Source organism: Streptomyces sp. NPDC014733, from assembly GCF_043083385.1.
Taxonomy (GTDB): Bacteria; Actinomycetota; Actinomycetes; order Streptomycetales; family Streptomycetaceae; genus Streptomyces.
In genome coordinates this window covers 109,015-132,071 of record NZ_JBIBYO010000005.1, presented here as the reverse complement: position 1 = coordinate 132,071, position 23,057 = coordinate 109,015, and the positions used below count along the sequence as shown (strand labels likewise).

Genomic DNA, 23,057 nt, shown 5'->3' with positions numbered 1-23,057 from the left:
CACAGGAGCCCGGTGCGTCACGGCACCGGGCTCCGGTGTTTCCGGGCCCTCAGCCGGGGCCACGCGCGCGCCTCGCCGACGGCGCAGGACGGCGAGGTCGGAATTAAGGTGCCGCCATGCTGCTGGATCTTGAACACGAGGGCCGAAGAATCCGGATCAGAGATCTGAAGCCGGATGACGAGCAGGATGTGCTCGCACTGTTCGACGCGGCTGGAGACTGGTTCACGGCCGCCACGGGCCGGCCCGCCGCACCCGGCGATGTCCAAAGCCTGTACTACGCCTTGCCGGAAGGCGCAGCCTTCCAGGACAAGACGCTCATCGTGATCGCGGTCGGCGGAGAGATCGTCGGCGTGATCGACGCCGTCATCCGGTATCCCACGGCAGGTTCCTGCACGCTCGGCCTGTTCCTCATCCACCCCGCTTTCCGGCGCCGGGGGCTGGGCAGTCTGGTGGCCTCCGCTCTCCTCCGCGAACTCGCCGCAGAGAATTACACCCACGTGGCTACGTCGGTGACCGAAGGCTGGCGACCCGGCACGGAGTTCCTGACCGCACTCGGGTTCTCCTTCGAATCGCCCCGGCTCCCGGCGCCCGCCAACCGCAACCTAGGCCCCGGCGAACGACCGGTCATCCGAGCACGACTTCACCTGGCCCCACTCACTCGTTGACCGGCCCAGGCCATCCGCCGAATCACCACGTAGCACCGGAGCGCCGAGCACTCAGCCCAGCTCGCCGGATGCCGCCCTCCCGGCCTCCGCCTCGACACCCGCCGCCGCCTGGCCGCCGTGCCTTGCTGGGCCACACGAGCGAACGCCCGGCGCCCACCGGCCCGCACGTCGTTACCCGAACATGACCACACGCAGGACACTCGCCACCGCACTCGGACTCGCCGCAGCCGCACTCGGAGCGGGACTCGCCGGCGCCGCACCGGCATCGGCCGGCGGGATCATCGCCATCGCGTCGCCTTCATTCGCCAACTCGTGCGCCAGCCACGGCACAACAGCGCACCACACAGGAAGCGCCGAGCACGGCAGCGGAATCGCCAGCGGTCTGCTCGCAGCGCTGCCAGCGGGCACACCGCTCAACCACTGCGGAGGCGCCGATCTCCCTCTTCCGAACGCCTCTGCCATCAATAATGTGGCCTTCGGGAACCAAAACGATGACGTCAGCAACTGGTTGTACGCAGAAGTCAATGAAGCTGTGTGACGCCTACGGACTCAGCCTCGCCGTGGCGCCCCCCCCCCCCCCCCCCCCGCACGGCAGTCATCAATTCTTCGGACTCCGGACGTTCCACATCGCGGGCCCAGCCGGAGCGGCCCAGGTCCGCGAAGCTCCCCGCCGGGTCCCAATTCCGGCTCCGGCCGGTCGTCCGCTCGGGGGACCTGCCCCGGAACCGCCCGGCGGGATGGGGCACGATGGCGGCATGAGCATCGTGAAGATCAACGCACTCACCGTCCCCGCCGAGCAGCGTGAGGTTCTGGAGCAGCGGTTCTCCTCCCGTGCCGGGACCGTCGACTCGTCCGACGGCTTCGAGTGGTTCGAGCTGCTGCGTCCCGTCGAGGGCACCGACCAGTACCTCGTCTACACCCGCTGGCGCGACGAGGCGTCCTTCCAGGCGTGGATGGAGGGGCCGATGAAGGCCGCCCACCAGGGCGGCGGCGAGGGCGGTGAGCGGCCGAAGCCCGCGGCGTCCGGCTCCACCCTCTGGTCCTTCGAGGTCGTCCAGCAGGCAGGTCCGAAGCAGGGCTGAGGTCCGGCCCGGTCCGCGGCAGGGCTTCTCCGGGGGCGGCTCCTTGTAGCTCCCCTGGGGAAGGCCCTTTTCCGTGCGCTCCCGGGGAGGGGCGGCTGCCCCCGAACGTGCCCCCGGGGCGGCGGCCCCCCGAGCGGGCGCCCGCGGGGCCGCCGCCCCACCACCTCTCACTTCGCCAGATCCGGCGGGCGCGGCGCCGAGCCCGTGCGGGGCAGGGTGCGGCGGGCGTCGCCGTTGTGGGGTTCCTCGGCGTCCGAGCCGCAGAGTTCCGAGGTCAGTTCGCGTACCAGCTCCGTCAGATCGGTCGGCCGGTCCTTCGTCCACCAGTCGCCCAGCATCCGCGCCAGCGACTCCCGCCGGGCCCCCGCCAGCCGCTCCGCGACGACCTGTCCGGTCTCGGTGAGCCGCAGGTCGAGGCCCTCGCGTACGGCGAGACCGCGCTCCTCGACCTGCCGGGTGGCCTCGGAGATCACGCCGAGCGGCACGGTGGTGCGCTCGGCGAGGAGGGCCGGTTCCACCGAGCCGTGGTGCTGGATGCGCAGCAGCATCCAGCTGGCCGCCGGTTTCAGATCCAGCCCGGCCCGCTCGGTGATCTTCTCGTAGATCCGTTTGCGGCCCTCCATGCTGCCGAGCCGGGACAGCGCCCGGGCGCACTCCTCGTACGAGGACCGCTCGACGGGGTTGGAGGACAGCACCTCGGAGGTGTCCGGTGCGGTGACGCCGGCGCGCAGCGGCTCTTCCTTCAGGAACCATGCCAGTACGAAAGCGACGAGGACGACGGGCACCGCGTAGAGGAACACGTCGGTGATCGAGGCGGAGTAGGCGTGGAGCACGCCGGTGCGGAGTGCGGGTGGCAGGTGGCCCGCGAGCCGCGGGTCCTGGGCGATGGCGGCCGGGGAGATGCCCGGCGGCAGCGGGCGGCCCGCGACGGCGTCGGCGATGCGGGGGCCGAGCTTGCCCGCGAAGATCGTGCCGAAGATGGAGACGCCGAAGGAGGCGCCGATGGAGCGGAAGAAGGTCGCGCCGGAGGTCGCCACGCCCAGGTCCCGGTAGTCGACGGCGTTCTGCACGATGAGCACCAGCACCTGCATGACCAGGCCGAGTCCGAAGCCGAAGACGAAGAAGTACGCGCTCATCACCCCGACGCCGCTGTCCGGGCCGAGCCGGTGCAGCAGGAGCAGGCCGACGGCGGTGACGGCGGTCCCGGCCAGCGGGAAGAACTTGTAGCGGCCGGTGCGGCTGACGATCTGTCCGGACGCGGTCGACGACAGCAGCATGCCGAGCACCATCGGCAGCATGTGCACACCGGACATGGTGGGTGTGACGCCCTGGACGACCTGTAGGAACGTGGGCAGATACGTCATCGAGCCGAACATCGCGAAGCCGATGACGAAGCCGATGACGGAGGTCAGCGCGAAGGTCCGCAGACGGAACAGGCGCAGCGGCAGCACCGGTTCGGCGGCCCGCCGCTCCACGGCGACGAACGCGGCGAGCAGGACGACCCCGAGGACGGCGAGCCCGATGATCTGCCAGGAGCCCCAGGGGTAGGTGACGCCGCCGAGCGAGGTCATCAGCACGAAGCAGGCGGCGACCGCAGCAATCAGGAAGGTTCCCTGATAGTCGATGCGGTGGGGGGTGCGACGGACCGGGATGTGCAGCACGGCGGCGATGACGGCCAGGGCGATCGCGCCGATCGGCACGTTGATGTAGAAGACCCAGCGCCAGCTGAGGTGGTCCACGAACACCCCGCCGAGCAGCGGCCCGAGCACGCTGGTGGCGCCGAAGACCGCCCCGAAGAGCCCCTGGTACTTCCCGCGTTCCCGGGGCGGTACGAGGTCCCCGACGATCGCCATGGACAGCACGATCAGTCCGCCGCCGCCCAGGCCCTGGAGCGCCCGGAAGCCGATCAGCTCCCCCATGTTCCGGGCGAGACCGCAGAGCACCGAGCCGATCAGGAAGATCACGATGGCGGTCTGGAAGAGCTTCTTGCGGCCGTACTGGTCACCGAGCTTGCCCCACAGCGGGGTCGCCGCCGTCGACGCCAGGAGGTAGGCGGTGACCACCCAGGAGAGGTGGTCGAGTCCGCCGAGGTCGCTGACGATCGTGGGCAGCGCGGTGGCGACGATGGTCTGGTCGAGTGCGGCGATCAACATGCCGAGCAGCAGCGCGCCGATCGCCACGAGAATCGTCCGCCGGTCCCCGGCCCCGGTGGGCCCCGCCGGTCCCGCGGTGGGCCCCGCGGGTGTCCCTTCCCCGGTGTCCTGCGCCATGAGCGTCTTCTCCCTCTTCCGGACTTCCCGGCTCTTCCGGGCTTCCCGGCCACCGCGTGCCCGGCCTCCGGATCACTGGCCTCCGGGCCTCTCGGCTCCCGGTCGGTCGCCGGACCTTCCCGGTATCCGGGTGGCCCGGGTGACCGGATTGCCCGGTGAAGGCGGCCCTGGCGCCCGGGGCGGGCCCGGTCGGGCCCGGCGCCCGGAGGTGCTGCCTTCCGGCTCCTCGTTCTCCTCGTTCCCACACCGCCCTCGCGCCGTCGCGGCGCCGGGTGCGCCGGCCCCGGTGAGCAGCCGCGATCAGGCGGGCCCGGTCGCCGGGAACGGCCGTCCACGCCGGGCGGCCGTCCCTCCATCCTGGTCGCAATGTCCCGATATGGCCCGCCGAGCGGGGGCACACCGCCGGCACGGTGCCCCGCCGGGAGAGGCCGCTCCACGGCGCCGGGGCGGTGCGCCCCCGCGCACCCCTGCGGGCGGCGCATGCCGGGCCCGCCCCGTGCGGACATCCGGCCGCCACCCCCCGTACGCCCCCTGGATGTGCCGGAGTACCTGCGCGCGCCGGGGCGGGGGCGCATAATCACAGCGGCCGAACGCCCGCGGCGCCACCGCGGGCCGGGGCACGTCCGCGCGGCTCCGCCGTACGCCCGGAGGCGGGGGCAGCGGGCCGCTCCGGGGCCGCCGCGCGCACGTCGGGAGTTCCGGGCACCGCGGGAGGTACCGCTGTGACGTCTGCGAGGTGCCCGTACTGCCTGGCGCCGGAGAGCGGTGGCGGACGACCGGCGTGCCTGTGCGCCGTCTCCGCCCCGGACGACTTCGAGCCGCTGCGCTTACGGCCGTACGTGCGGCTGCCCGACCCCGAGGAGCCGGCGCCCGGCCCGGCGCTCCCGCCCGTCGCCCCGCCGCCCGCCCCGGGATGGCGGCCCCCTGGGGTGCCCGCCGGGCCCGCCCCGCCCGGGGACGCACGGCCGCCGCTCGCGGCCCTGCCGGATCTGCGCGGGCTGCGGGGCGTCCGTCCGGTGGCGCGGGCCGGGGCGGGGCGCCGGGCCCGGCCGGGCGCCGCGGGGCCGACCTCGCGGACGGTGCGGTGCCCGGAGCCCGGGGCCGAGGTGCCCGCGCCCCCCGGCGCGCGCCCGGGGAAACGCGCCGTCCCGACCGTCCTGGCCATGGCCGGTACCGCGGTGGCCGTGACCGCCGGGCTGCTGAGCGGCGAACCGTTCGCCGACCGCCGCGACCGGGCCACACCCCCCGCCGACGACACGGCGGTCCCGGCCGCCGAGGACACCGCCCGTGACGACGACCGGGCCCCGGCGGACGCGCTGCCCCCGTCGCGCTCCACCTCCCGCGCCGCCTCCCCCGGCCCGCTCCCGGACGCGGCCGCCTCCGCCCCCGGCGCCTGGCACCCGCGCCCCCCGGCCCACGCCACCGCCGCCCCGCCCGTGCCGGCCACCCTCCGCGAGGGCGCCACCGGCCGCCGGGTGACCGAACTCCAGCTGCGGCTGCGGGAGTTGGGGATCTTCACCACGCCCGTCGACGGCTACTACGGCGCCGGCGTCCGGGACGCGGTGGCCCGCTATCAGGCGCGGTACGGCGTCCCGGACGATCTCCGCGGTGTCTACGGACCCGCCACCCGCGCCTCCCTGGAGTCCCACACGTACGGGCCGTAGGGCGCCCGCCCGGGAGCGCCCCCCGGCGCGGCCCCGCAACGCCCTCGCGGGCCGCCCCGGTGCCGTGATGTCGGGCACATCCCGACCCACGGCCACAGGGGCGTGCGGGAGAGAGACGAGCGCCCCCGGCGTACGCGCGGAGCAGGTGGCGACGGGCGGGGGGCCGCCGTCGCCGGGGGCCGGGGCGGGGCTCCGGGTGGTGCGGATCCGGGTGTGCACACGGCGTTCACGCGTGGGCCCGCGAACGTTCCACGGGGGCCGGTTGTCGGCACCCCGACGCGCTTTGTATCGTGTAGGAACAAAGTGGTTCCGCCCGCACTCCCTGACCGGCGGGCGGAGCCGCTTGACCTCTCCCCCGCGGCACCGGGCGCGCAGCGACCCCGCCTGACGGCGTCCTCCGCACTCTCGTAGCGCCCAGGAGCCCGCCGATGACGGCCATCACCACGCTCACCACCCGCGCCGTGCTGCTGGACATGGACAGCACCCTCGTCAACTCCGAGGCCGTCGTCGAGCGCTGCTGGCTCCGCTGGGCGGCCGAGCAGGGGCTGGACGGCGCGGACGTGCTGCGGGTGGTGCACGGCCGCCAGGGCTGGGCCACCATGGCCGCCCTCCTCCCGGACCGCCCGATGGCGGAGAACCTCGCCGACAACCGGCGGATGCTGGCCCAGGAGACCGCCGACACCGACGGTGTGGTGCCGGTCCCCGGCGCGCCCGCCTTCATGGCCGCCCTCGCCGGGCTGCCGCACGCCCTGGTGACCTCCGCGGACCGTGCCCTCGCCGACGTCCGGATGGGCGCCGCCGGGCTGCCGATGCCCGCCGTGCGGATCACCGCGGAGAGCGTGGGCGCCAGCAAGCCCGATCCGGAAGGGTTCCTGAAGGGCGCCGCGGAGCTGGGGTTCGCGCCCGAGGAGTGCGTGGTCTTCGAGGACTCCGAGGCCGGCATCGAAGCGGGCCGCGCGGCCGGGATGCGGGTCGTCGGCGTGGGCGAACGCGCCGCGGCCTTCGCGCCGACGGTGCACGTCGGCGACCTGACCGGCATCCGCGTCGAGGCGCTGCCGGACGGCGGATTCGCCCTGCGCTTCCCCGGGCGGGACGCGGCCGGGGCCTGAGCAGCCCCGCGGGGCCCCGCCCGGCCCGCACCCCGTCGTCCCGGGTGGCGCCGTCTCCGGTCGCCACCCGGTGGCGGCTCAGCCGGTGATCGCCTCGTAGAGGCTGAACCCCGCCAGCAGCAGCATCACGACCGCCGCCACCTTGGTGATCAGCTTCAGCGGGACGCGCTTCATCAGCGTGCGGCCACCCAGGATGCCCAGGCCCGCGACGGCCCACAGGCCCAGGACGGCGCCGACGCCGACGGAGACCGGGTCTTCGTACCGCGCCGCGAGGTTGGCGGTCATGATCTGCGTGAGGTCGCCGAACTCCGCGACCAGAATCATCATGAAGCCCGCCCCGGAGACCTTCCAGAAGCTCTGGTCGGCGGGCTTCTTCACCTCTTCCTCGCCGTCGCCCTTCTTGAAGAGCAGCACGGCGGCGCCCGCCAGGAAGAGCACGCCGACCACGCCCTGGACGAGGCGGTGCGGCAGCAGCGTCAGCACACTGCCCGCCGCGATGGCCAGCGCCACATGGACGAGGAACGCCGCGGCGACACCGGCGAAGACGTACGAGGCGCGGTAGCGGGTGCCGAGCATGAGACCGGCCAGGGCGGTCTTGTCGGGCAGTTCCGCGAGGAAGATGACGCCGAAGACGACGGCGGCGACGGTAAGGCTGAACACGGGGTGGGATACCTCGTTCGGTCGGGCCGCGCCGAGGGGCCCGTATCCGGGGTCGCTTCGGCACGGCAGCGTCAGGACACTGCGGCCGAAGGTCTCGCTGGCCCGCGGGCGCCGGGATCCGGCGGTCGCGAGCCTCCGGGCGCCGGCCCGCCACGAGGGCGGGCAGTATGTCGACGGTCCGGCGAAGAGCTACTCCCCTTCTGCTCCGGCCAAGGGTACGGGGTCGGCCGGGCCGCGCGCGAACGGCTCCGGGAACACGACGCCCCGCGCTCTCCACCGCCACCGGCGTGAACCGCCGCACCCCGCCGGGCCGGACGCGCCCGCCGCCCTCCGGACGGCACACCGGGCGGCGTGACCAATCCCACGCGCCGGGCCCGTGCCGACCCCGCCTCGTCGCGACGAACATCCGCACGAGAGATCCCGGCAGCCACGGCAGCCCTCCCCCGCCCCGGCCACCGCGACGCCCGGGGCGGCGGCACGCGCTCCGGGCGCGGCGGCGGCACGCGCCCGGACCACCGGACGCGCGGTCCGCCCCGACCGCGGCGACGACCGGAGTCTCCGCGAGGCGGCTCCCGGACCGCCGCTGACCGGCGACGGTACGCGCGCCGGACAGGGGGCGCGTGCGCGGGAGCGTCCCAACCCCCGTGCTCCGACACGAAGATGGCGCCGCGTCAAGCCCTTGAAGTGACGTGAACATGTCGTCACTCTGTTACCTGGCGCCCGTCCACCGGCCACCCCAGGCCGCCAGCATGGGCCCACCCGCTTCCAACTTCCCCCCACGTCAAGGGAGTTTCGATGCCAAAGGTCTACGCGCGTCGCCTGACGGTCGCCGCGGGCACGGTCCTCGCGCTCGTCGGCACGGTGGCGCTGACCGGCACCACCGCCGAGGCGGCGCCGCCGAGCCCGCCGAGCGCGGCCACCGCCCGCACCTACCTCTCCGAGATCAAGGAGCAGCCCGAGGGTTCGTCCGACGGCTACAGCCGCGACAAGTTCCCGCACTGGATCACCCAGGAGGGCGCCTGCAACACCCGCGAGGTGGTGCTCAAGCGCGACGGCACCGACGTCAAGGCGGACGACAAGTGCGCGGCGGTCAGCGGCACCTGGGTCTCGCCGTACGACGACGTCAAGACGACCAACGCGTCCGACTTCGACATCGACCACGTCGTGCCGCTGTCCGAGGCGTGGAAGTCGGGCGCCTCCGCCTGGACGACGGCGCACCGCCAGGACTTCGCCAACGACCTGACCCACTCCCAGCTCGTCGCCGTCAGCAGCAGTTCCAACCGGTCCAAGGGCGACAAGGACCCGGCCAACTGGCTGCCGCCGAAGACCTCGTACCGCTGCGAGTACGCGCGGATGTGGATCTGGGTGAAGCACACGTACGAGCTGACGGCGGACTCGGCGGAGAAGGCCAAGCTGAAGGAGCTCCTCGACGGCTGCTGAGCCGCCGGACGAGCGTCGGCCCGGCGCACCGGCGGCCTGACCGACACCCCGGGACACCCCCTCGATCACCGCCCGCCTCCCGGAGTCCGCTCCAGGAGGCGGGCTTTCGCATGTCCGGAATCCGGCGCGGGGGCCGCGCCGCGGCGCCGGGCGCCGGGACATACGGGGGCAGTCGGGGACACAGGGAGCCCGGCGGGGGCGGTGTGCGGATTTGCTGACGTCGGGACCGTTGACGCGTCGGGCCCCGCGCGGATGATTGGTTCAGACCAATCGTTTCGGCCAGGCCGACCTTTGGTTAGAGATTGAAGTTGCAAGCACTATTAGGCATCCCTAACCTATGCCTCCATCGGTTGTACGTCCCCTCCGAAACCGTAGGAGTCCCCACATGTCTGCTCCGCTCAATCCGCCCACCGTCCGCCATACCGGCACCGATACCGCATCGGCGCCGCTGACCACGCGGTACACCCCGCACGTCCTCGCGCTCTTCCGGATCGTCGTCGGCCTGCTCTTCGCCTGCCACGGGGCGGCGTCGCTCTTCGGCGTGCTCGGCGGTGCGATGGGCCAGGGCGCGACCATCCCGGCGGGCTCCTGGCCCGGCTGGTACGCGGCCGTCATCCAGTTCGCCGGCGGCCTGCTGGTCCTGCTGGGCCTCGGCACCCGCGCCGCCGCCTTCGTCAGCTCCGGCTCGATGGCGTACGCGTACTTCTCCGTCCACCAGGGCAGCGCGCTGTGGCCGATACAGAACGGCGGCGAGCCGTCCGTGATGTTCTGCTGGGCGTTCCTGCTGATCCTCTTCCTCGGCCCCGGCACCTGGTCGCTCGACCGGCTCTTCTTCGGCGACCGCGCACCGCGGGCAAACACCCCGGGGGCGGCCGTCTGACCCGGGGGCGCGGGCCGTCCGCTCACGGCCCGCGCCCCCGGCCGCCCCGTACGGCGCCTCCCGGGACCCGCTCCGGGGGCGCCGTACGCCGTCCGGGCACGGGGACCGAATCCCCCGGGCGAACGTGAAACGAACAACATCTGTCCCCCTGGGACAAAAGCCGCCGCATTCCAGGCGTACGCTGTATAGCCGTAGTGCCGCCCCTGCCGCCCCATGCGACGTCGCGGCGGGGTTCGGACCGGGAGTGGCACGTTGTTGGAAAGCCTGGGGCCCGTCAGTGGCACCCCCTGGGTGTACGCCCTGGTGAGCCTCTCGATCGTGCTCGACGTGTTCGTGCCGTTCCTGCCCAGCGGCGTCCTGGTGATCGCCGCGGCCACCGCGGCGGCGGGCACCCGTACCGCCGCGGGCGCGGTCGGCGCCACCGTGGACGGCGGCACCCCGCTGCCGGAGCTGTTCGGGCTGGTGCTGTGCGCCGCGACCGCCTCCGTCTTCGGCGACATGGTCGCCTACCGGCTCGCCTGGCGCGGCGGCGACCGCTTCGACCGCGCGATCGGCCGCTCCCGCCGCCTGACCGCCGCCCAGCAGCGCCTCGGCACCGCCCTCACCCGGGGCGGCGGCGCCATCGTCGTCCTGGCCCGCTTCGCGCCCGCCGGCCGCTCGGTGGTCAGCCTGGGCGCCGGGGTGGCCCACCGTACGGTCCGCGAGTTCCTGCCCTGGTCCGCGCTGGCGGGCCTGGCCTGGGCCGGGTACAGCGTCAGCCTCGGCTACTTCGGCGGGCAGTGGCTGGGCGCCTCCTGGATGAGCACCGTGCTCTCCGTCTGCGCCCTCGTCCTCGCCGGATCGGCCGCGGCGTTCCTGATGCGCCGTCCGGAACGCCGCACCTCGGCCTGACCCCGGCCCCCGCCGCGGCGGACACCCTCACCGCTCCGTCACGCGCCGGTCCCCGCCTCCGGCTCCCCCGTGGCGGCCGTCGTCCGCCCCGGTACGACGGCGATCGGGCAGAGCGCGTGCAGCAGCACCGCGTGTGCCACCGAGCCGAGCCGCCGCCCGAGCGGCAACCGGCGGCGGTGGCGGGCGACGACCACCAGATCGCTCTCCAGCGAGGCGTCCACCAGCATCCCCGCCGCGTCGGCGCCGCGCAGCTCCACCTCCACCGCGACCTCCGGGTGGTGCCGGCGGTACGGGTCGAGCACCTTCGTCAGCTGGTCGGCGAGGGCGTCCTCGTACTCCTGCTGGGTGGCCTCGTAGGCGGCGAGGTACTCGAAGGCCGGCGGCATCAGGAGCGGCCAGGTGTAGCCGGAGATGACGCGCAGGCGGGCGCCGCGGCGGTCGGCCTCGGCGAAGGCGAAGCCGATCGCGCCGGGCTCGTCCTCCTCCGCGTCCACGCCGAGGGTGATCTGCGGAGCGCCGAGCCCGAGCCGTTCACCGTCCGCGCGCCGTCCGCCGCCGCGGTCCGGGCGGGGCACGATGACGACCGGGCAGGCCGCCTGACCTGCGACGGCGAGACCGTTGGAGCCGAGCAGCAGGCTGGCGAAGCCACCGCGTCCGCGCGAGCCGAGCACCAGCATCCGGGCCTCGGCCCCCAAGGCGGGCAGGGCGCTGTCGGGCAGTCCGCCGATGCTGCGGAACACCGGATCCGGCTCCCCTTCCGCCGCCTCCCACTCGTCGCGCAACCGTGCCAGCACGGGGTCACCGCCCGCCTGCCCGGCGGCGGCCCGCTCGGCCGTGGCGTACGGCCATACGTGGACCACGTGCAGCGGCGCCGCCCGCAACCGCGCCGCCTCCCTGCCCCAGCGCAGCGCCCGCTCACTGTCGGCGGATCCGTCCACCGCGACGATGACCGGAAGGTTGCCCTCCATGCGACTCTCCTTGGATCTGTGGGGTTCTCTCACGGGCGGGAGCCCGTCGAACGCCGGGCGGGAGACCGGTGTCCGGCACCGCTCGCGGCGCGCTCCGGAGAAGCCCACTCCCCGGCGCACCCATACGGAAAAGCCCGCCCTGCGATGGTTGAACACCTCCCACGCCCTTCGCCCCTTTACCGCTGCTCTCATCCTGCCCCGGTGAATGCCGCCCGGCACGGGACGAAGGTCCCGTCCCTGCCGCCCCCGGCGCCCGGACCTCGGACGACGGGCCGCGCGCACCGGTGCGGCCGTCCGGCACCGGGTAGAGTCGGCCGTCACCATCCCGCCGCTCCGCCCCCGTGCCCGCGCACGCCGAGGGCGGCCCGGCACCCCGGGCGGAGCCCCGCCCCGCGGCGGCCGGCCGGGGTCCGCACCATCCACACGAGGCACATTCAGGTGAACGCACCGCCGGTCGTCGCATGGACCGAGGCCGACGAGGCCCGTACCGCCGCTTGGCGCTCCGAGAGCGGCGCGCCGCCGCCCGGGCGCGTCGTGATCGCGGACGACCGGATGAAGGCGGACGCCGCCTACAAGCTGGTCTGCGAGGGCACCGCGCTCCTGTGGCGCGGCGATTTCCACAACGCCCGGCAGATGCTGGCCGCGCTGGCCCGCCGGATCGACCGCCGTCCGCGCAAGGCGCCGCCCACCGATCCCGCGCTCGCCTTCCACCGCCACCGCGCGGCGCAGAACCAGCGCGCCCGCATCCTGGGCATGCTGCTCGTCCCCCTCGACGCGGAGCTGGCGGTGCCGCTGCCCCGCGCCCCCGACGTCCGCGCGGCGTGCGCCCAGGCGTACGGGCAGCCCTCCGGGTCCGCCGCTCCCGGCGCCACCGCCTCGGTGGTCTCGCTCCGTGAACTCCTCGGCCTCGTCGGGGCGTACGAGTGGCGCCGCAAGGGCGTCGAGATCCCGGCGCTGGGCGGCGACCGCATCCACCCGTACTACGGCGTCTTCTCCCCGGCCCGGGGCGAGTACGTCGACCTGGTGGCCGAGGCGCCGCTGCCCGCCACGGAGCTGGCCTTCGACATCGGCACCGGTACGGGCGTCCTCGCCACGGTGCTGGCCCGCCGGGGCGTGCGCCGGGTCGTCGCCACGGACCAGGACCCGCGCGCGCTCGCCTGCGCCCGGGAGAACACCGCGCGGCTGGGCGTCGCGGACCGGGTCGAGATCGTCGAGGCCGACCTCTTCCCCGAGGGGCGCGCCCCGCTGGTGGTCTGCAACCCGCCCTGGGTCCCCGCGAAACCGTCCGCCCCGGTCGAGTACGCCGTGTACGACCCCGGCAGCCGTATGCTGCGCGGCTTCCTCAACGGCCTGGCGGACCATCTGACGCCGGGCGGTGAGGGCTGGCTGATCCTCTCCGACCTGGCGGAACACCTCGGCCTGCGCCCACGCGCGGAGTTGCTGGCGGCCTTCGACGCGGCCGGGCTGACCGTCGTCGGGCGTCATGACATCGCCCCGCGCCATCCCCGGGCGCGCGACGCCTCCGACCCGCTGCACGCGGCGCGGTCGGCGGAGGTCACGTCGTTGTGGCGGTTGACGGCACGGGCCGACGGGGTCTGAGGGCGCGCCCTGGGGTGAGCCGGGCCCCTCGGGCACCATGGAGTCACCATGGACCCTCAGCATCTCCTGACGCGCGCCCGCCGGCTCGCCGCCACCGCGACGCCCGGCCACCGGCGGCTGCTCGGCATCGCGGGGCCGCCCGGTGCCGGGAAGTCGACGCTCGCCGCCCATCTGGTGGACCGGCTGGCCGGGCAGGCGGCGCTGGTCCCGATGGACGGGTTCCACCTCGCCACCGCCGAACTGCGCCGCCTGGGCCGGCTGAGCCGCAAGGGCGCCCCGGACACCTTCGACCCGGACGGCTACACCGCCCTGCTGGAGCGGCTGCGCCACCCCGTCCCCGGATCGGTCGTCTACGCCCCGGAGTTCGACCGCCGCATCGAGGACCCGGTGGCCGGCGCGCTCCCCGTACCGCCCGAGGTCCCGCTGGTCCTCACCGAGGGCAACTACCTCCTGCTGGACACACCTCCGTGGCGGCGCGCCCGCGCGCTGCTGGACGAGGTCTGGTACGTCGAGCTGGCCGGTGCGGAACGGGTGCGGCGGCTGATCGCGCGTCATGAGCGGTACGGCACCGCGCGCGAGGCGGCCGAGCGCTTCGTCCGCACCTCGGACGAGGCCAACGCCCGCCTGGTGGCGGCCGGCCGCGAACGCGCCGACCTCGTCGTGACGTTCGCGCCCGGCACGGCACCGCGGCCGTCCGGCGACGCCTGACCGGAGCGGCCCGGCGACCGGGCGGACCGCGGGCGGGAGATCCCCGGCACTCCGCGGACGATCCGGACGTTGCCCCGGAGGGAGCAGGCGCACCGCCCGCCCCCCACCTCGTACGACACGGTTCACGAAGGACGGACGGAGCATGACCCAGGGCATCACCGCATGGAGCGACGTCGAGAACGGCACGGTGCCGATCGACGACGGCGAGCTGTTCTACGAAGCCGCCGGCACCGGCCCCGCCGTGGTGCTGCTGCACGGCGCGCTGCTCGACCAGCGCATGTGGGACGAGCAGTTCGTCTGGCTCGTCAACTCCGGCCTCCGCGTGATCCGGTACGACCTGCGGGGCCACGGTCTCTCCGCGACGGCGACCGGCGACTTCGCCCACCACGACGACCTGCGGGCGCTGCTCGACGCGCTCGCGGTGGAGCGCGCCGTCCTGGTCGGCCTCTCCCACGGCTCCCGGGTGGCCCTCGACGCGGCGCTGGTCCACCCCGACCGCGTCGCGGCGCTGGCGCTCGCCTCACCGGGCATCAGCGGACGCCCCTTCACCGACCCGTTCCTCCTCGGCCACCTGCGGGAACAGGCCGCCGCGAGCGGCGAGGAGGACGGCGTCGAGCGGTACGTCGAACACTTTCTGCGCGCCTGGGTCGACGGCCCGCACCGGGCTCCGGAAGCGGTCCACCCCGGTCTGCGCGAGCGGCTGCGCGCCGCCGCCGAGGCCAATGTCGAGGTGCACGCCGAGGGCACCGGGATGCCGCTGGAGGCGGGCGCCGCCGAGCGCCTCGGCGAGCTGCGCGTCCCCACCCTCGTCCTCGACGGCGACCTCGACAGCCGCGACATCTCCGCCAACGCCCACGCCCTCACCCTCGCGGTCCCGGGCGCGCGCCGGGTGCGGATCCCCGGCGCCGGACACATGGTCAACCTGGAGAACGTGGCCCACTTCGACCACGCCCTCCACGACTTCCTCTCGTCCCTGAGCCGCTGAGCGGGCGCCGCCCGGGCGGCTCAGGTGGTCTGGCCGGCGCCCGCGCCGGTCTCCCGGTCCGGCCCCCAGCGGGCCAGCGCGGCGGCGAGGTCGAGCGGGCGCAGCCGGTCCGGTTCGTCCGGACCCGGCCAGTCCTCGCGGGGCACCCGCCACATGACCTCGAACTCGTTGCCGTCCGGGTCCTTGGCGTACAGCGACTTCGACACCAGGTGATCGCTCTCGCCGACCAGCGCACCGCGCGCGGCCAGCAGCTCCCGGGTAGCGACCAGCTCCCGGAGCGTGCCGACCTCCCAGGCCAGGTGGTACAGCCCCACCCGCCCGGCCTCGGGCCCCGGCGCGTCCGCCCCCACGGCGAACAGTCCCAGGTCGTGATCGTTCAAGGACCCCGCCGCCCGGAGGAACGCCAACCGGCCGGGCACCTCGTCGACCGACGCGAGGCCCAGGACCTCCTCGTAGAACGCCACGGACGCCGCGACGTCCCGTACGTACAGCACCGCATGGTTCAGCCGGCGCACCGCCACCGGAACCACCTTCCTCTCCGCACCGGCGGCAACGTCAGTTGCGCACCAGCAGCACGATTCCGGCGACCACCACACCCAGGATCAGCGCCAGGGCGCCGTACCGCAGCCGGTGCGCACGCAGGACGGGAACCCAGCGGTCGAGGGCGTAGCGCCCGGGTCCGGTCAGCGCGAGGGCGGCCGCCCCGAGGGTCAGCAGGAGCTCGTACTCGACGCCCTTGGGCGCGAAGAAGCCGCCGCCCCACTTGACGGCCAGCGCGTTGATCATCGTGCCCACGACGGCGGCGGCGGCCAGCGGTGTGCAGACCCCCACGACCAGCCCGAGCCCGCCCAGCACCTCACTGAGCCCGGCGACCACGGCCATGGTGTGTCCGGCCGGGTAGCCGCTCATCGTGAAGAACTGCCCGGTGCCGTCCAGCCCCGGCCCGTCGAACCAGCCGAACAGCTTCTGCGCCCCGTGCGCGGCCATCGTCAAACCGATGACCAGCCGCAGCACGAGCAGGCCCGCGGCGTAGCCGTGCGGGGACGAGTCGGGATGTTCCGGCGCACCGGCGCGCGCCGTCGGGACGGTTCCGAGGGGGGTGGTCATGATGATCCGCTCTTTCGGACGGGGACACGGGGAAGATCTGCTTGAATCGACTTACTTGAAACTTCAAGTCATTGGCTTCGACGATACACAGCAGGGCTTTCGGGGACAAACGACCTGGCGGACGGGCGAGGGGCGCCTACGCGGAAGGCCCCCTGCGTGGTGCTCGCAGGGGGCCTTCGGGGGGATGAGGTCACGGCGTCAGTCAGGGCGCGTCGCGGCGGCCCACTCCTTGCGGGACGCCAAGCCCCACCCGCCGACCAGGGTCAGCACGGCGATCACGACAAAGACGAGGCCCCCGACCCCGAAGTGCGCCCGCTGCCACCACACCCGGTCCAGCCCGGGCGCCACGGCGTTCCCGACCATGACCGGCCCCCCGAGCGCCACCATGAAGAGCCCACGGGCATCCCACGACCAGATCGAGCTCCGCCGCCCGTCCCGCCCGTACGGCAACACGGCCCGCGCGACCCGCACCGCAAACACCTTGAACGCCCCGTACCGCCGCCCGTCCCCTGACATCCCCGCCCCCTGCACTCCCGCACCCGGGCCCACCCCGGAACCGACACCACCCTGAACGCCGAAGGCCCCCCGCCACAATCGGCGGGGGGCCTTCGGACCGGTGGGCACAGACGGATTCGAACCGCCGACATCTGCTTTGTAAGAGCAGCGCTCTACCGCTGAGCTATGCGCCCTGGTCGAGGCGACAGACTACCTTGCCGTACGGGCCGAACTGCAAGCCAGCGGGCATATCGCGAACTTACCGGTCGGTGTGTTCGTTTCTCCCGGGTGGGAGAATGGCAGCCGGTTCCGGGGCGATCCGATCGGGAGAGGGATGTGACGGCGACAGACACGCAGCCGTACGAGCAGCGAGCACGCCGTCGGGCCCGTGGGGGGCCGTTGCGGGAGGCGGTGGGGTTGCTGTTGCTGCCGCTGCCGCTGCTGGTCGCGGTGGCTCCCGCGGCGTTCGCCGGGGGCGGTACGCGGCGGTGGTTCGGGCGCGGGGACGGGCAGCGGGCCGAGGCGCAGGCGGCGAAGGACGCGGCCGCGGCGGCGTTCTACGAGCTGGACACCGCGCAGCGGGATCTGCGGATCTCGATCGAGACGATCACCGCGGTCGACAACTCTCCGCGGGCGGGCCGGGCGGCCGAGGAGTACCAGGGGTTCATCCGGCGGATCGACGAGGTCAGCCAGGGGTACATCACCGCCGTCGACGCCCATGACCTGGACCGCGACGATCTGGACGGTGCGGCCGCCGGGCGGGCCCGGGCCGATCTGACGCGGGCCCGGGAGGAGCTGGAGCGCACCAAGGCGGATCTGGACCGTTTCGGGCAGGGGCTGGGCCCGCTGCTGGCGGCGGCGGAGACGCAGCTGGCGCGGCTGGCGCCCGCCGTGGAGCGGGCCCGGCAGGCGCTGCTCGCGGCGAGCAACGCGCTGGACGCCGTACGCGCCAAGGGGCTGAAGGCCGATGGACTGGCGGCCCGGCTGGCGGCGCTCGCGCCGGAGCTGACCAAGCTCAACGAGGGCGCGGGACGGCACGGCGTGCAGGAGACGATCCGGCGCGCCGACGAGGTGCTGCGGCAGGCCGAGGAGGTGCGGGCGGAGGCCGAGCGGCTGCCGGAGCGGGCGGCGGAGATCGACAAGCGGCTGGTGTCGCTGCGTACCCGCGCACAGGCGATCTCGACGCGTGCCGGGCAGGTCGATCCGGTGCTGAGCGAGTTGCGGCGGCGGTACAGCGCGGCGTGCTGGCAGGACCTCCAGCGCGTTCCCGAGCAGGCGGCGGACTCCGTGGCGCAGGCCGAGACGAAGCTGCGCGAGGCCCAGCAGGCGCGGGACGAGCAGCGGTGGGCGGATGCGACGAGCCGGTTGGCGACGGTCCGGGCGCTGCTGGACACCACGAACGACGCGGTGTCGGCGGCGGGTGACCGGTTGCGGCGGCTCGATGCGGTCTCCTTCGACCGGCAGCAGGAGGTCGACCGGACGCGGTTCGCGGTCCGCGACGCCCAGCGGCTGGCGATGACCGGCCGCAGTACGCCCGACCCCCGCCATGCGCGCCCGCTGGACGACGCGGTCGCCCGGCTGGACCGCGCGGTCGACGGTCTGGAGGGCCGCCACCCCGACTGGTGGCACTTCCTGACCGAGACGGAGGCGGTACGCGAGACCGCCGCCCGGGTGGTCCGCGAGATCCGCGAGGAGCGGGGCGGGGCCGGGGGCTGAGCGGGGGTGGCCGCGGGAGCCCTGGGCGCCGGCGGCCGGGCTCGCCCTCCGGCCCGGGCGCCCCGTGCCGCCGCCCGTACCCCACCCTCCCCGTCCCGTCCCCCGCAGTGGCGCATTGGCGTGACCCGATCCCCTGGCGGATGCTGGAAAGCGACACAGCCCAGGCGGCACGTACTGCGCAAGGGAGGCCGGAGATGGCTACCACCGGGGCCACCGGGACCACGAAGGTCGGACCGCACGGTCTGCACGGGCCCTCGAATCTGTTCCGCGGGGGCAAACTGCGCCACACGCGACTCGACGAGCATCTGCCGATCGACCACCGGCTCAGCAAGGTCTACCGGATCGGCGCGGGGCTGATGGGTCTGGTCCTGGTCGCGTTCGGGATTCTCGGTCTGCTCGACAAGATCGGGTTCTTCGACACCGGTGGCGCGACGGTCGCCGGGCTGAACACCAACGGCGCGCTGAGCGTGCTGTCGATCGTCGTGGGCGTGGTGCTCTTCGGCGGGATGGTCATCGGCGGCAACTTCGCCTCGACGCTCAACATCGTGCTGGGTGTGCTGTTCCTGCTGAGCGGCTTCGCCAACCTGGCGCTGCTGCAGACCGACGCGAACTTCCTCGCGTTCAAGATCCAGAACGTGCTGTTCAGCTTCGTGGTCGGCCTGCTGCTGGTGGTCTTCGGCATGTACGGGCGGGTCAGCGGCGGGCTGTCGCACGACAACCCGTACTGGCGCGCCCGGCACCCCGAGGCGGCCCACCGGCCGACGCCCGCTCCGGGCCCCACGGCCGCCCGGCAGGCGGCGGTGGAGCAGCTGCGGAAGGGCGAGGAGCCGGAGACCGGCCGGGCCGGGGCCTGATCGCCGGGCCGCACGAGCCGAACGCCGCCGGGTGGACGCCCGGCGGCGTCCCGTGCCGGACGGAGCCGCGGCCGGCCGCCGCCGGCGAGCCCGTAATCTGTCGCCATGCCTCGTTACGAGTACCGGTGCCGTCCCTGTGGTTCCACCTTCGAGCTGAGCCGGCCGATGGCCGAGTCCGCCGCGCCCGCCGTCTGTCCGGCCGGGCACGAGGACACCGTCAAGCTGCTCTCGACCGTCGCCGTCGCCGGTTCCGCCCCGGCGCCCGCGCCCGCCGGTGGCGGGGGCGGCGGCTGCTGCGGGGGCGGCTGCTGCGGCTGAGCCCCGCGCCCGCCGCGGCACGGCGGCCGGACGCGGGTACGGAAGAAGACCCCCGGTGTGATGGAGCTGTCCAGGAACACACCACGCCCGGAGGTCTTCACCTCCTACCGTATCTGCCGCTGACCTGCTTCGACGCCACCGGCCCCGAACCGCCCCGCGGCGCCGGGCCGCACCGTCACACCGGCGTGCCCAGCGCGCCGTCCCCCTCCCGTACCGCCTCGTGGAAGGCGCGGAGGATGCGTTCGCCCGCGGCGGCGCCGCGTTCGGTCAGGGCGGTGACCTGCGGGGCGTGCCAGTCGGTGGCGGCCAGTTCGCCGTGGCCGGGGCGCCAGGCGCGGTCCGCGGCGAGGAGGAGGTCGGCGTCGAGGAGGGAATCCCCCGCCGCGAGGACCTCGGTGGCGCCGGTCCGGCGGCGGACCTCCGCGACCGCCGCGCTCTTGGTCAGCGGCTTCGGCACCGCGTAGACCTTGCGGCCCTGGAGTGAGACGGACCAGCCGCGGGCGTCCGCCCAGGCGGTCAGCGTCTCGATCCAGCCGTCGGGCAGCAGCGCCCGGTCCACGACGAGGTAGCTGAAGAGGTCCTCGGCGGTCCGCGCCCTGAGCAGCCAGCCGGGGTCGGCGGCGCGGACCAGATGGGTGTGGACCTCGTCGAGCGGTGCGCAGCCCTCGGCGAGGCGGGCGGCGACGGTGCGCTGCCAGTCGCGGTCCGGCACCCCGTCCACCAGCAGATGGCCGCCGTTGGCGCAGACCGCGAACCGCGGCGGCGGGCCGGGCAGATGGACGCGCAGGTACTGCTCGCGGGTGCGGGTGGTGGCCGGGACGAAGAGCGCCCGGGCGGCCAGGTCGGTGAGGAGCGCCGCCGCGGTCTCCGTCAGGAAGGAGAGCGGCCGCCGCTCGTAGACCTCGACGCAGAGCAGCCGGGGCGCCTCGGCGTCCGGCATGGTGAGGTCCATGGCCGCCGCCGAGTAGATCAGGGTGCGGTCGAGGTCGCTGGCGACGAGGGTGCGCGTCATCAGGCCACCGCCCGTCCGTCGGCGCCGGTCGCGCCGCGGGTGTAGCGCGGGTGGATCAACCCGACGCAGGCGTAGGGGAGTTCGCCGACCTCCTCGACGGGGACGCCGCGCTCCTCGGCGAGCAGACGGACGTGGTCGAGGTCGGGTCCGGCGCCGCGGCGGGCGAGGATCTTCCAGGGGACCCGGCGCAGCAGCACCCGGGTGGTCTCCCCCACGCCGGGCTTGACGAGGTTGATGTCGTCGATGCCGTACTCCTCGCTGATCCGCTCGACGGCGGCCCACCCCGCCCAGGTGGGGCTGCGGTCCTCGGCGGCCAGGCGGGCGGCGTCGGCGGTGACGGCGTCCGTGACCTCGGCGAAGCGGGCGGTGACCGCGTCGAGGAAGGTGCCGGAGAGGTCGGCGCCGGCCAGTTCGCGGTAGAACTTCGCGCCGTGGAAGTCGTCCGGACCCACCAGGTCGTCGCGGAGGACGGTGCGGGAGATCAGGCCGGAGACGGTGGAGTTGAGGCAGGCGGACGGGATGAGGAAGTCGTCGCGGGTGCCGTAGGTGCCGACGCAGCCGCCCGGGTCGGCGAGGACCGCGATACGCGGGTCGAAGCCGGGGAACTCCGCGAGGGCGGCGGTGAGTTCGCGGGTGATGGCGCCCTTGCCCGTCCAGCCGTCGACGAAGACGACGTCGGCCGGGTCGTGGTGGGCGGCGAGCCAGCGCAGCGCGGTGGTGTCGATGCCGCGGCCGCGGACGATGGAGACGGCGTAGTGCGGCAGGTCCAGGCCGTGGGCGTGCTGCGCCCAGCGGCGCATCAGCACGCCGACCGGTGTCCCCGCGCGGGCCAGCGAGACCAGCACCGGCCGGGGCGGCGGGCCCGTCAGCCGGCCGCGGCGGCGCGGGAGTTCGGCGAGAACGGTCTCGGTGACGGCGCCGACGGCGCGGGCGATCCGGGCGGCGGAGGTCTCCAGCGCGGCGTGGAACAGCTCCTGGTACCGCTGGGACGGCTGGTACTCGACGGGCAGCGACTCCGCGTAGTGCGCGCCGCCGCTCTGGATGGCCTCCTCGCGCTCCTCGGTCGGCGCCTCCAGCGTCACCGCGGACAGGTCCTGGAGCAGCCAGCCGACCTCCTCCGGGGCGTACGAGGAGAACGCGGGGCCGCGCAGCGGCTCGGGAAGGGACACGGGCGGGGCCTGTCGGTGCGGTACGGGGCCCGCGGCGGGCCGCGGGGTGTGGGCGGGGACGACCGCGAGGAGCAGCCGGTCGGTGTGGGCGGCGAGCCGGTCCAGCAGGCCGCCGGGGGCGTGGAGCCGGGGCGTGTCGCCGGCCGAGTCGACGACGGCGACGATCGCGTCGAAGCGGCGGGCCGGGTCCGCGCCGGGCGCGACGTTGTAGGCGTGGCGCGGGCCGGGGCCGTCGGCCGGGTCGTCGTGGGCGGGGAAGGTGAGGCGGGTGCGGAGGGCGTAGCCGGGGTCGTCGACGGCGAGGACCGGGGAGCGGGTGGTGGTGGAGAAGAACACCGCGGGCCCGTCACCGGCGTCGGCGCCGCCCGCGGCCCAGGTCTCGGCGGCGCGTTCGGCGTCCAGCGCGCCGAAGCCGCCGGGGGCGCCGAGCCGTGCGTCGAGGGCGTGGGCCAGCCGCAGCGGGGCGTACATCAGCTCCTCGTTGCCGAGGACGAGGACGCGGCGGGCGCCGGCGAGATGGTCGCGGAGCCGGTCGGCCATGGCGGGCAGCGCCGCGTCCAGCCGGGCGCGGTGGGCGGGGGTGAAGCCGTGGCGGCCGCCGTCCGGCAGGCCGTCGGGCCAGGCCAGCTCGACCCGGACGGCGGCGTTCCGCGCCTCGCCGGGCGGTGCCTCCTCCGGGACGTCGTGGGCGGCGACCAGCTCCTGGCCGCGGCGCAGGACGTCGGCGGGCAGCCGTACGCCGCCGGCGGCGAGCGCGAGGAGGTCGACGCGGGCGCCCAGGTCGGCGGCGAACTTCTCCAGGTGGCGGCGGTCGCCCTCGGAGCGCATGTCGACGAGGGCGACGACGACGTATCGCTGCCGGGGGAAGCGGGCGTGCAGCGCCTTGATGGTGTTCAGGACCGTGCGGCCGGTGGAGAACTCGTCGTCGACGAGGACCAGCGGGCCGTCGCCCGCGAGCAGCGCGGGGTCCTCGGGCAGCAGCAGATGGGAGGTGGCGTGGGAGTGCTCCTCCTCGAAGCCGCCGGCGGGGGCGACGCCCGCCACCGGGCGTCGGGTGGAGTGCAGATAGGGCGCGAGGCCCAGCCCGTCGGCGACGGAGTGGCCGAGTCCGGTGGCCGTCTCGGCGTACCCGAGGACCACCGCGCGGGACGCCGCGTCGTCGCCGAGCAGCGCGCGGACCCGGCGGCCGAGCCCCACGCCGACGCCGTGCACCACTCCGGGCCGCTGCGGCACATGCTTGCCGAGCACATGCGAGACGAGCAGATGGGCCCGTTTGGGGTTGCGCCGCAGCGCCAGCCCCAGCAGCCCGGGCAGCCGGTCCCCACCGCTCAGCGAGACCCCGAGCCGCCGGGCGACCCATTCTCCCGTCCACACCACGCGCTTCTTCTCCTCCGTCGACAACTCTGTGGGTGCGGGCGCCGTGCCGGGCCCGCGGGGGCGGTCGCGCCGCCCGTCGTGTGTTCCG

22 protein-coding genes and 1 tRNA gene are annotated in these 23,057 nt (G+C 74.7%); 14 read left to right on the top strand and 9 right to left on the bottom strand.

Features of this window, described 5'->3' with window-relative positions; translation table 11 throughout:
- Window positions 1-116: 116 nt before the first annotated feature.
- From ACF1BH_RS14375 to ACF1BH_RS14365, 3 genes are all read left to right on the top strand, one after another.
- Complete coding sequence (locus tag ACF1BH_RS14375) at window positions 117-665, top strand: GNAT family N-acetyltransferase (protein WP_391642776.1); 549 nt, start codon at window positions 117-119, stop codon at window positions 663-665.
- Window positions 666-846: 181 nt separating this feature from the next.
- Entirely contained in the window at window positions 847-1,203 is a 357-nt protein-coding gene (locus ACF1BH_RS14370; protein ID WP_391642775.1) for a hypothetical protein, read from the top strand.
- Between the two features lie 217 nt (window positions 1,204-1,420).
- The gene (locus tag ACF1BH_RS14365) at window positions 1,421-1,747 is read left to right on the top strand and encodes an antibiotic biosynthesis monooxygenase family protein (protein WP_391642774.1); all 327 of its coding nucleotides are present in this window, start codon (window positions 1,421-1,423) and stop codon (window positions 1,745-1,747) included.
- Between the two features lie 167 nt (window positions 1,748-1,914).
- Here the strand turns inward: ACF1BH_RS14365 and ACF1BH_RS14360 are convergent, their stop codons facing one another.
- Complete coding sequence (locus ACF1BH_RS14360) at window positions 1,915-4,017, bottom strand: DHA2 family efflux MFS transporter permease subunit (protein WP_391642773.1); 2,103 nt, start codon at window positions 4,015-4,017, stop codon at window positions 1,915-1,917.
- A gap of 722 nt (window positions 4,018-4,739) precedes the next feature.
- Here ACF1BH_RS14360 and ACF1BH_RS14355 point away from each other — a divergent pair.
- Complete coding sequence (locus tag ACF1BH_RS14355; RefSeq protein ID WP_391642772.1) at window positions 4,740-5,681, top strand: peptidoglycan-binding protein; 942 nt, start codon at window positions 4,740-4,742, stop codon at window positions 5,679-5,681.
- A 428-nt stretch (window positions 5,682-6,109) separates the two neighbouring features.
- Window positions 6,110-6,790 (top strand): HAD-IA family hydrolase, encoded by a 681-nt coding sequence (locus ACF1BH_RS14350; protein WP_391642771.1) that lies wholly within the window; start codon window positions 6,110-6,112, stop codon window positions 6,788-6,790.
- Between the two features lie 78 nt (window positions 6,791-6,868).
- On the opposite strand, the gene ACF1BH_RS14345 is transcribed toward ACF1BH_RS14350, so the two are convergent.
- Window positions 6,869-7,450, bottom strand: coding sequence for a TMEM165/GDT1 family protein (locus ACF1BH_RS14345; RefSeq protein ID WP_391642770.1), 582 nt, complete (start codon window positions 7,448-7,450; stop codon window positions 6,869-6,871).
- Window positions 7,451-8,245: 795 nt separating this feature from the next.
- On the opposite strand from ACF1BH_RS14345, the gene ACF1BH_RS14340 reads away from it, so the two are divergent.
- The 3 genes from ACF1BH_RS14340 (at window position 8,246) to ACF1BH_RS14330 (ending at window position 10,661) form a co-directional block, all read left to right on the top strand.
- Window positions 8,246-8,890 carry an HNH endonuclease family protein gene (locus ACF1BH_RS14340; protein ID WP_391642769.1) on the top strand — a complete coding sequence of 215 codons (645 nt, stop codon included), beginning with the start codon at window positions 8,246-8,248 and terminating at the stop codon, window positions 8,888-8,890.
- Window positions 8,891-9,275: 385 nt separating this feature from the next.
- On the top strand, window positions 9,276-9,770 hold the full coding sequence (locus ACF1BH_RS14335; protein WP_391642768.1) for a DoxX family protein: 495 nt from the start codon (window positions 9,276-9,278) through the stop codon (window positions 9,768-9,770).
- Between the two features lie 252 nt (window positions 9,771-10,022).
- Window positions 10,023-10,661, top strand: coding sequence for a DedA family protein (locus tag ACF1BH_RS14330; protein WP_391642767.1), 639 nt, complete (start codon window positions 10,023-10,025; stop codon window positions 10,659-10,661).
- Window positions 10,662-10,699: 38 nt separating this feature from the next.
- On the opposite strand, the gene ACF1BH_RS14325 is transcribed toward ACF1BH_RS14330, so the two are convergent.
- Window positions 10,700-11,629: a universal stress protein gene (locus tag ACF1BH_RS14325; protein ID WP_391642766.1), complete on the bottom strand. Its 930-nt coding sequence runs from the start codon at window positions 11,627-11,629 to the stop codon at window positions 10,700-10,702.
- 438 nt (window positions 11,630-12,067) lie between these two features.
- On the opposite strand from ACF1BH_RS14325, the gene ACF1BH_RS14320 reads away from it, so the two are divergent.
- From ACF1BH_RS14320 to ACF1BH_RS14310, 3 genes are all read left to right on the top strand, one after another.
- Complete coding sequence (locus tag ACF1BH_RS14320) at window positions 12,068-13,228, top strand: methyltransferase (RefSeq protein ID WP_391642765.1); 1,161 nt, start codon at window positions 12,068-12,070, stop codon at window positions 13,226-13,228.
- Window positions 13,229-13,276: 48 nt separating this feature from the next.
- A complete protein-coding gene (locus ACF1BH_RS14315; protein WP_391642764.1) occupies window positions 13,277-13,936 on the top strand; it encodes a nucleoside/nucleotide kinase family protein in 660 nt (219 codons plus the stop codon).
- Window positions 13,937-14,078: 142 nt separating this feature from the next.
- Entirely contained in the window at window positions 14,079-14,921 is an 843-nt protein-coding gene (locus tag ACF1BH_RS14310) for an alpha/beta fold hydrolase (protein WP_391642763.1), read from the top strand.
- Between the two features lie 20 nt (window positions 14,922-14,941).
- Here the strand turns inward: ACF1BH_RS14310 and ACF1BH_RS14305 are convergent, their stop codons facing one another.
- From ACF1BH_RS14305 to ACF1BH_RS14290, 4 genes are all read right to left on the bottom strand, one after another.
- On the bottom strand, window positions 14,942-15,442 hold the full coding sequence (locus ACF1BH_RS14305; protein ID WP_391642762.1) for a VOC family protein: 501 nt from the start codon (window positions 15,440-15,442) through the stop codon (window positions 14,942-14,944).
- 34 nt (window positions 15,443-15,476) lie between these two features.
- Window positions 15,477-16,028 (bottom strand): DoxX family protein, encoded by a 552-nt coding sequence (locus ACF1BH_RS14300; protein WP_391642761.1) that lies wholly within the window; start codon window positions 16,026-16,028, stop codon window positions 15,477-15,479.
- 198 nt (window positions 16,029-16,226) lie between these two features.
- Window positions 16,227-16,499 carry a hypothetical protein gene (locus ACF1BH_RS14295; protein ID WP_391642760.1) on the bottom strand — a complete coding sequence of 91 codons (273 nt, stop codon included), beginning with the start codon at window positions 16,497-16,499 and terminating at the stop codon, window positions 16,227-16,229.
- 146 nt (window positions 16,500-16,645) lie between these two features.
- Window positions 16,646-16,717: transfer RNA gene (locus tag ACF1BH_RS14290), tRNA-Val, on the bottom strand.
- A 142-nt stretch (window positions 16,718-16,859) separates the two neighbouring features.
- Between ACF1BH_RS14290 and ACF1BH_RS14285 the strand changes: the two genes are divergently transcribed.
- The 3 genes from ACF1BH_RS14285 (at window position 16,860) to ACF1BH_RS14275 (ending at window position 19,411) form a co-directional block, all read left to right on the top strand.
- Window positions 16,860-18,239 (top strand): hypothetical protein, encoded by a 1,380-nt coding sequence (locus tag ACF1BH_RS14285; RefSeq protein WP_391642759.1) that lies wholly within the window; start codon window positions 16,860-16,862, stop codon window positions 18,237-18,239.
- Between the two features lie 194 nt (window positions 18,240-18,433).
- The gene (locus ACF1BH_RS14280; protein WP_391642758.1) at window positions 18,434-19,093 is read left to right on the top strand and encodes a DUF4383 domain-containing protein; all 660 of its coding nucleotides are present in this window, start codon (window positions 18,434-18,436) and stop codon (window positions 19,091-19,093) included.
- Between the two features lie 105 nt (window positions 19,094-19,198).
- Window positions 19,199-19,411, top strand: coding sequence for a zinc ribbon domain-containing protein (locus ACF1BH_RS14275; RefSeq protein WP_391642757.1), 213 nt, complete (start codon window positions 19,199-19,201; stop codon window positions 19,409-19,411).
- Between the two features lie 175 nt (window positions 19,412-19,586).
- Here ACF1BH_RS14275 and ACF1BH_RS14270 read toward each other — a convergent pair whose 3' ends face one another.
- Entirely contained in the window at window positions 19,587-20,423 is an 837-nt protein-coding gene (locus tag ACF1BH_RS14270) for an HAD family hydrolase (protein WP_391642756.1), read from the bottom strand.
- Window positions 20,423-22,969: a phosphoribosyltransferase gene (locus tag ACF1BH_RS14265; RefSeq protein WP_391642755.1), complete on the bottom strand. Its 2,547-nt coding sequence runs from the start codon at window positions 22,967-22,969 to the stop codon at window positions 20,423-20,425. The genes ACF1BH_RS14270 and ACF1BH_RS14265 overlap by 1 nt, the downstream gene beginning before the upstream one ends.
- Window positions 22,970-23,057 lie beyond the last annotated feature (88 nt).